This is a genomic window from Pantoea sp. BAV 3049, from assembly GCF_009765445.1.
Lineage (GTDB): Bacteria > Pseudomonadota > Gammaproteobacteria > Enterobacterales > Enterobacteriaceae > Erwinia.
Genome location: NZ_WHOY01000031.1, coordinates 4702346 through 4708783 on the forward strand (window position 1 = coordinate 4702346; position 6438 = coordinate 4708783).

The 6438-nt window shown below is 48.0% G+C and carries 11 protein-coding genes; 8 read left to right on the forward strand and 3 right to left on the reverse strand.

The window, feature by feature from the left end:
* Nucleotides 1-275: 275 nt before the first annotated feature.
* The 3 genes from GSQ70_RS23355 to GSQ70_RS23365 form a co-directional block, all read right to left on the reverse strand.
* Complete coding sequence (locus GSQ70_RS23355; protein WP_158784744.1) at nucleotides 276-719, reverse strand: hypothetical protein; 444 nt, start codon at nucleotides 717-719, stop codon at nucleotides 276-278.
* Nucleotides 719-1189, reverse strand: coding sequence for an ImmA/IrrE family metallo-endopeptidase (locus GSQ70_RS23360; protein WP_158784745.1), 471 nt, complete (start codon nucleotides 1187-1189; stop codon nucleotides 719-721). Before GSQ70_RS23360 ends, GSQ70_RS23355 begins: the two co-directional genes overlap by 1 nt.
* A gap of 197 nt (nucleotides 1190-1386) precedes the next feature.
* Entirely contained in the window at nucleotides 1387-2097 is a 711-nt protein-coding gene (locus GSQ70_RS23365; protein WP_158784746.1) for a LexA family transcriptional regulator, read from the reverse strand.
* Between the two features lie 104 nt (nucleotides 2098-2201).
* Here GSQ70_RS23365 and GSQ70_RS23370 point away from each other — a divergent pair, with 104 nt between their 5' ends.
* The 8 genes from GSQ70_RS23370 to GSQ70_RS23405 all read left to right on the forward strand — a co-directional run bounded on the left by GSQ70_RS23370 (nucleotide 2202) and on the right by GSQ70_RS23405 (nucleotide 6340).
* Entirely contained in the window at nucleotides 2202-2390 is a 189-nt protein-coding gene (locus tag GSQ70_RS23370; RefSeq protein ID WP_158784747.1) for a Cro/CI family transcriptional regulator, read from the forward strand.
* Between the two features lie 110 nt (nucleotides 2391-2500).
* Nucleotides 2501-2797 (forward strand): CII family transcriptional regulator, encoded by a 297-nt coding sequence (locus tag GSQ70_RS23375; RefSeq protein WP_158784748.1) that lies wholly within the window; start codon nucleotides 2501-2503, stop codon nucleotides 2795-2797.
* A gap of 161 nt (nucleotides 2798-2958) precedes the next feature.
* Entirely contained in the window at nucleotides 2959-3900 is a 942-nt protein-coding gene (locus tag GSQ70_RS23380) for a replication protein (protein WP_233268469.1), read from the forward strand.
* Nucleotides 3890-5332 (forward strand): DnaB-like helicase C-terminal domain-containing protein, encoded by a 1443-nt coding sequence (locus GSQ70_RS23385; RefSeq protein ID WP_158784749.1) that lies wholly within the window; start codon nucleotides 3890-3892, stop codon nucleotides 5330-5332. Before GSQ70_RS23380 ends, GSQ70_RS23385 begins: the two co-directional genes overlap by 11 nt.
* Nucleotides 5332-5568, forward strand: coding sequence for a hypothetical protein (locus GSQ70_RS23390; protein ID WP_158784750.1), 237 nt, complete (start codon nucleotides 5332-5334; stop codon nucleotides 5566-5568). The genes GSQ70_RS23385 and GSQ70_RS23390 overlap by 1 nt, the downstream gene beginning before the upstream one ends.
* 79 nt (nucleotides 5569-5647) lie before the next feature.
* Nucleotides 5648-5905 (forward strand): hypothetical protein, encoded by a 258-nt coding sequence (locus GSQ70_RS23395; protein WP_158784751.1) that lies wholly within the window; start codon nucleotides 5648-5650, stop codon nucleotides 5903-5905.
* Nucleotides 5902-6084, forward strand: a complete 183-nt coding sequence (locus tag GSQ70_RS23400) for a hypothetical protein (RefSeq protein WP_158784752.1) — start codon at nucleotides 5902-5904, stop codon at nucleotides 6082-6084. Before GSQ70_RS23395 ends, GSQ70_RS23400 begins: the two co-directional genes overlap by 4 nt.
* Nucleotides 6077-6340, forward strand: a complete 264-nt coding sequence (locus GSQ70_RS23405) for a hypothetical protein (protein ID WP_158784753.1) — start codon at nucleotides 6077-6079, stop codon at nucleotides 6338-6340. The genes GSQ70_RS23400 and GSQ70_RS23405 overlap by 8 nt, the downstream gene beginning before the upstream one ends.
* Nucleotides 6341-6438 lie beyond the last annotated feature (98 nt).

Here is a 6438-nt window from a genome sequence, read left to right on the forward strand (position 1 = left end):
GTAAGAATACTGTAGGTATTTTTCAATGTAAATACTCTGGGTATTTATTTGTTGGCTTCATTAACTAACAAAATGAATATTAAGGATATTTATTTTTGTAAATGCCATCTCGGAGGTGGTTTGAGGGAGCAGGGGAGGCGAGAATGCACAGGGCAGGCGGTAGCGGTCAGTGCTCAGCGCCGGGGTAAGGTGGTTCTGTGGCGTGTAGGGAGCGGGGCAGACGAGGTTATAGCGGGTTACAGGCACAAAAAAACCCGGCGCGGTGGCCGGGTTGGTCACTTTACCTTGGTTTTAATGTAATCTTTAACAACTTCGATAACTTCTTTGGCAAGAGACAACCAGACCCCTGGAATGTCGCTGGTTTTCTCTTTATCGCCCTTGGCAGAGAAGGTAAATCGCAGTAAAGCTAGTGCCAGAGTCGTTGGGATTGCAGCTAGTATGACAATTCCGGTCACCCAAAGATGCTTTGTCTGGTTTATGAATTCAGCGTATCTTTCTGGTTTGTCAATTCCGCCTGCAAAGCTATTCAAATTGAAACTATGAAACGGCCACCAAACCAGCCATGTCAGTAATGCACCCAAGAAAACAAAAACAATAAAGCATGCGCCATAAAATGCTACATACCTGAACATACGCTCTTGGTTTTTGTCCTTGATTTCTGCTTCTGATTCCTTTGGAGTGATGGCGTCAGTCTGCTTATCATCCGAAATGTCTGCCATTAGAGGATTCCGAGCCTCTTAAGCCTGTAAGACATAGCATTAACCGAAACATCGAAAATTCGTGCTAATTCATTTACATCCATTATCTTTCTTTGTTTAACTAACACATTAACTGCCATTTCTGGCATAAGAATTTCAGCCGCAAATTGGTTAGCATCAACCTCTCTAGGATCATAATAGCTCATAGAGAAATGCGAGGATGGGTCACGGAAAGCATGACCATGACCTAAAACATAATGGCCTAATTCATGGGCAATGGTGAATCTCTGTCGCTTGGCAGAGTCGGTTGGGTTATAGCGGATAACCGCAGATTCACCGCTTGGCACTAATTCACCAGAAATATTCTTTGCCGCAAATGATGGGCAAGACTCGACTGACAAGCCCTCTAAAGCCGCAATCTTTTTTGGGTCTATTGGAAGACCACCCTTCCAGTACTTTTCCAGAAGGTTTCGAGCAGTTTTAACAGGCATGTTCACCTCCTTTGGGTTTAAATTTAGACAATAGCAGCCCACTCTAAAAACACGAGGTTTTCAGAAATTCACTGTATACAATTACAGGTATTTTATTACTTCTAATCATAACACAAGCTATGACTTAGTACAGAACTAAAGGTTCAATTTGCTCAATGACTTACTACTCACCCGAACGCCTCATCCGGCCACTGTGGCTAAACTAGGCGTAACTTAGTTTCAATCGCCACGCCAATGATCCGGCAATCGCCATCAATAGGCTTCATGGGCCATGCGGGATTAAGGCCCCTTAGATATCTTTGACTTCCATCGATGATCAGTTTCTTGAAGGTTGCCTCGTTCTCATTAACTAGCTTTGCTACTACCAGACTCCCATTGACCGGCTCTCTGCCGGTATCGAAAAGCACAAACGTTCCTTCAGGTATGCTAAGTCCTATTGGTGCAGTCATTGAGTCACCATCGACCTCAAGCCAGAAAGCATCCCCTTGTGTATGAGCGTCAGACTCCAGCCAGAGATCGATATCCTTCAATGTGTATGGCTCTATGGCTTCAGCCCATGCGCCTGCCTGAACTTTACTGATAACGGGATATTTCATGCCTGGAGTGTAGGGGCTGAATTCCGTTACGTTGGCATCAACGGTAGAGGCATATTTACTTACCTCCCTCGCAAGAGAAGGGCTTATGTCAGAAGCTTGGACCTGAAGAATTTTAGCAAAAGCGGTTACGACAGGGACATTTAGCGCGATCCTGCCGTTCATGTAATGACCAACAGCCCCCTGAGAAATGCCCAGATCATCAGCGATTGTGTACTGTGTAACTTTCAAATGTTTCTTTTTTGACTCATACAGAGCTTTGAGGCGCTTGGCATCCTCTAGCTGTTCTGCCGTCAGGGACTTTTTGTTTTCCATTTCTGCATTCTAATACCATTGGTAATTAAATAAGAAATACTAGGGATATTTACAACAATAAATACTTGTAGTATTCTTCCGTGAGAATCCAAAGGAGTGATTTTATGAACCGAATGACTTTAGAGGATTACGCGAAGATTCACGGACAGGCCAAAGCCGCCAGAGATTTCGGTGTAATCCAGTGTGCAATTAGTAAGGCCATCCGTACTGGTCGCAACATTTTTGTGACTATCGAGCCGGATGGCTCTGTTAAGGGAGAGGAGTTAAAGCCTTTCCCTAACAGTAAAAAATAAACACCACCGCTCTTTAAACAATCTGGCTGCGGGTGATTCACCCCAAAAACAATGTGGCACCCCACGGGAGCCGCACGTAACTAACTAATCAACAGGAAGAATAATAAGAAATGGAACACGCAAACTACAGCAAACCAACACAACGCGAGATTGACCGAGCTGAGACTGATCTGCTCATAACGCTTTCCCAACTTACCGGCAGAACGTTTGCCGATTTGGCTGGTTGGCATGAGTCGAAAGTCAGTCGGATGAACTGGCGGGACATAGCGACGGTGTTTTGCATTGCGCGAATGGCAGTAGAGGTTAGTCCGATCGGAAGGGCTATTCAGGGAGCTTATGAGGCGATAGGCAATAAAAAATGCCCGGCTGCAACCGAGCATTCTTCACAGATAACAATTGAGTTTTAGAACAAATTCAACGAGGTAATTATGGCACGAAAGCACGTCAGTAGCCAGGCTACTACTCATAAAAATATCACTCGTTTGCAATATCTCCGCTCACTGCATCCATCTGTAGCTAAAAAACTCAGGTGGATTCTGGAAGAGTGTCGTGAGAAGGAGAAGAGCAAATGAGTACCGCAAAAATATTCGATTTCAGCGCTGCACACGAGCGCAGGAGTTCACGGATGGAGAACCAGAAGCAAGGGCACTTTGCCCTGTTCAGGAGCCTTCTGTCCAGGGAGTGGGCCAAAGATACGGCCAAGTTGGCGATGTGGGTAAGGCTTATCGGAGAGGCCGCCTACAAGCCACGCACGGTCGAGTTTTCAGGTAAGACATGGCACTTGCAGCCCGGTGAGCTTGTAACAACGGCCGCGATAATGGGGCGCAAATTGCGTGATCAGGATGGTCACGAGAAAAGTCCTCAGGCAGTTACCAGGATGATTAACTTCTTTGCACGGGAGGGAATGCTAACAACGAAAGGAACTCGTTTTGGAACAGTGATTTGCATAAAAAATTATGCGGATTATCAGGTGATTTTACCCGATGAACCATCCGAAGAACCATCCGGTAACAACAAACCCAGTCGTAGCAAGGCTTCGCGGTATGCACCCGATGAACCATCCGAAGAACCATCCGGTGAACAGAACAAGAAGTTATTAGAACAAGAATATAAATCTCTTACTGAAGTAAGAGATATGTCATCCACCCCAGAAAATTCCAAAAAGAAAATCGATACCCAAAGACTTTCCTGCGAAGACGTATGGAGCTCGCTGAAGGAACATGTGCCTGATGCCAAGGGATGGAATGCGTTAACTCCTAAGCGGCGGCAGTTAATCCAGAAGTTCTGGCGCGAGGCCAAGCCCATTGCCAGACAGATGGGAGATTCAGATTCGTTTGGAATGCCAGCTTTCATCCAGTACCTGGATTACGTCCATACCTCATGCCGGTGGATGTTTGAGCAAAGACACGATCAGAAGACAGGCAAGACCTGGCAGAAGAGAAATTACGAATTTATTTTGAATGCTGAGCTGTATGCCCAGGTTCGGGAAGGAGTACGTGATGACCGATAATTTCCGCATGCCTCCACACAGCCTGGATGCTGAACAAGCTGTACTTGGCGGTCTGATGCTCGATGGAGGTGAAGAGCGCACCCAGAAGGTGCTTAACATCCTGAAGCCGGAGAGCTTCTACAACAAATCGCACGGCGGCATTTACGAAGCCATGCGCGACCTTCTGAAGCGCAACCAGCCGATAGATCTGATAACCCTTTCAGAGTCGATGGAAGGGGCTGGTACGCTGAAACAGTCGGGAGGGTTTGCTTACCTGGCGGAGCTGAGCAAGAACACACCTTCAGCGGCCAATATCGTGAACTATGCGTTGGTTATTCGTGAGAAGGCGCTGGCACGATATGCCATTCAAAAACTCACCGAAGCTACTGAGATTCTCTACACCCCGTCCACACAAACAACGGCTGAAAAGCTGGAAGCTGTGAGCAGTCTGACAAGCCAGATCAGCGACTACGCCAAGACCGGAAACCGCCGTGGGCTTCGTTCGTTCGGTGAGGTGATGGACGATTGGGCTGTGGATTTGGGAAAACGCTTTGACGCTGCAGGAGAGCAACGCGGGTTGTCTACTGGCATCCCCTCTCTCGACCGCATGTTGTCGCCAAAAGGCCTGGTGAAAGGTTCGCTGTTTGTCATTGGAGCGAGGCCAAAACAAGGGAAGACCACGCTGTATAGCCAGATGGCAATCAACTGTGCCGTTCGTGAAAACAAGCCTGCTCTCATGTTCAGCCTGGAAATGCCTGCTGACCAGATACTGGAAAAGCTGGTAGGGCAGAAATCGGGCGTTAACCCCAGCATTTTCTACATGCCTGCGACTGAAGAGGCAGACGACACCTATCAGGGAAACTACGACGAGGATTTTGGTAAGGCCCTGGCAACAGCAAACCGTCTGCGTGAGCTGGAGATGCTCTACATCGACGATACGCCAGGCCTTTCACTCGCTCACATTGTCGCAGAAGCCCGCAAGGTTAAGCGTCAGCGTGGTGCTGTTGGAATGGTGCTGGTTGATTACCTCACACTGATGACCGCTGAGAAGGCGGACCGCAACGATCTGGCATACGGTCTAATCACTAAGGGGCTGAAGAACCTGGCGAAAGAGCTGGGATGCGTCGTTGTGCTGCTGACACAACTCAACCGCGAACTGGAAAAGCGCGTCAACAAACGGCCACTGCCAAGCGACTCCCGCGACACAGGCCAGATCGAGCAGGACTGTGATTACTGGGTAGGAATTCATCGCGAAGGTTCATACGACGATACAGTACCGCCTGGTGAGACAGAGTTGTTGCTCAGGTTAAACCGCCACGGCAACACCGGCACCGTGTTCTGCCTGCAAAAAAACGGAGCTATTTACGATATGGATCAGCAGGCGGCTCGCACGGAACGCGACAACCGTCAGCAGGCAGCGCATAAACCATATGCGAAGAAAGGGGGGTTCTGATGGATTACAAAGACTCAATCGAGTGGCACGACGCAATGGAATGGCTGCAGGAAAATTACGCTGAATTTCCTGACCGAGTTCTAACCGGGCCATGCAAAACGATCTCCAACCTGATGTTTAAAAACTGGCGGTGGGTGTTAACGCTGGAGAATGAAATAGTTTTCGGGAATTGCTATCAACCTGGAATAACTAAATTGGATTTTGAGGAATACAAATCAGCGATGGTGAAATCATGAGTGCGTATCTTTCAGAGGTAATAACAGGGCTGCTTTCCATAGTAGCCCTTTTCTTTTGGATCAGAGCGGGGAGGGAGTGATGACGTATCCACATATTATAAAAATTCACGAAGAGGCTTCCAGACTGAATGCGGGTCGTAAGCCGAAATTTGGAGACAAAATGCGTAACCTGGTTGCTGGCGAGGGAAATCCGCGACGTGATGCATTTTTCGTGAAACAGAAAAAAGTTACAGGCCGACTTAACCCTGGAATCTGGTACACCATGACCGACAGGCAGGGTAATTTCTGGGACTCATGCCCAAAAGGGCTTGTTTTTATCGAGGGATCTGAATCATGACCAACAACGATGAGCTGGAGCGGCAGGAATTTGCTGAACAAAATGGCATGACAATGGATTTCGTTAACTGGTTCTTCAGCGGGCCCAAAAAAGGATGCGGAAACGTATGGTTCATGATGGCCGCTGCCATGTGGGAGGGATGGAATGCCCGTGCCAACCTGGAGAAACGTGATGGATAAAATATACGAAGAATTCGCTTCATGGTGGTCTGCGCCAGAGCAGGAAGAGTTGCGAAAAAGCTGCGCACAGGGATGGGGCTGGAAAATCTGGAAGGCAAGCAGAGCGGCACTGGTGGTTAAGTTGCCCCCCAAACGGAGTGACGCCAACCGACAGGGAAATTTTGTTCCTGCCGCCTGCGAAGCGTATGACGAGGCTATTGACGATTGCGCCGACGCCCTGAGAGAGGCAGGCATATCCGTTAAGGGGGATGTATGACCAACAACGTAATTCCCATAAACCGCAGCACAGTGACAATATCAAAACGAGACTTCCGCCAGGTCTGTAATGCCTACATCAACGCCGTGAATTTGTCT

Excerpts from the sequence above, each read along its gene's own strand:
- GSQ70_RS23355 (WP_158784744.1), bottom strand. The coding sequence starts at position 719 with ATGGCAGACATTTCGGATGATAAGCAGACTGACGCCATCACTCCAAAG.
- GSQ70_RS23385 (WP_158784749.1), top strand. The coding sequence starts at position 3,890 with ATGACCGATAATTTCCGCATGCCTCCACACAGCCTGGATGCTGAACAA.
- GSQ70_RS23390 (WP_158784750.1), top strand. The coding sequence starts at position 5,332 with ATGGATTACAAAGACTCAATCGAGTGGCACGACGCAATGGAATGGCTG.
- GSQ70_RS23395 (WP_158784751.1), top strand. The coding sequence starts at position 5,648 with ATGACGTATCCACATATTATAAAAATTCACGAAGAGGCTTCCAGACTG.
- GSQ70_RS23360 (WP_158784745.1), bottom strand. The coding sequence starts at position 1,189 with ATGCCTGTTAAAACTGCTCGAAACCTTCTGGAAAAGTACTGGAAGGGT.
- GSQ70_RS23380 (WP_233268469.1), top strand. The coding sequence starts at position 2,959 with ATGAGTACCGCAAAAATATTCGATTTCAGCGCTGCACACGAGCGCAGG.
- GSQ70_RS23375 (WP_158784748.1), top strand. The coding sequence starts at position 2,501 with ATGGAACACGCAAACTACAGCAAACCAACACAACGCGAGATTGACCGA.
- GSQ70_RS23365 (WP_158784746.1), bottom strand. The coding sequence starts at position 2,097 with ATGGAAAACAAAAAGTCCCTGACGGCAGAACAGCTAGAGGATGCCAAG.
- GSQ70_RS23405 (WP_158784753.1), top strand. The coding sequence starts at position 6,077 with ATGGATAAAATATACGAAGAATTCGCTTCATGGTGGTCTGCGCCAGAG.
- GSQ70_RS23400 (WP_158784752.1), top strand. The coding sequence starts at position 5,902 with ATGACCAACAACGATGAGCTGGAGCGGCAGGAATTTGCTGAACAAAAT.
- GSQ70_RS23370 (WP_158784747.1), top strand. The coding sequence starts at position 2,202 with ATGAACCGAATGACTTTAGAGGATTACGCGAAGATTCACGGACAGGCC.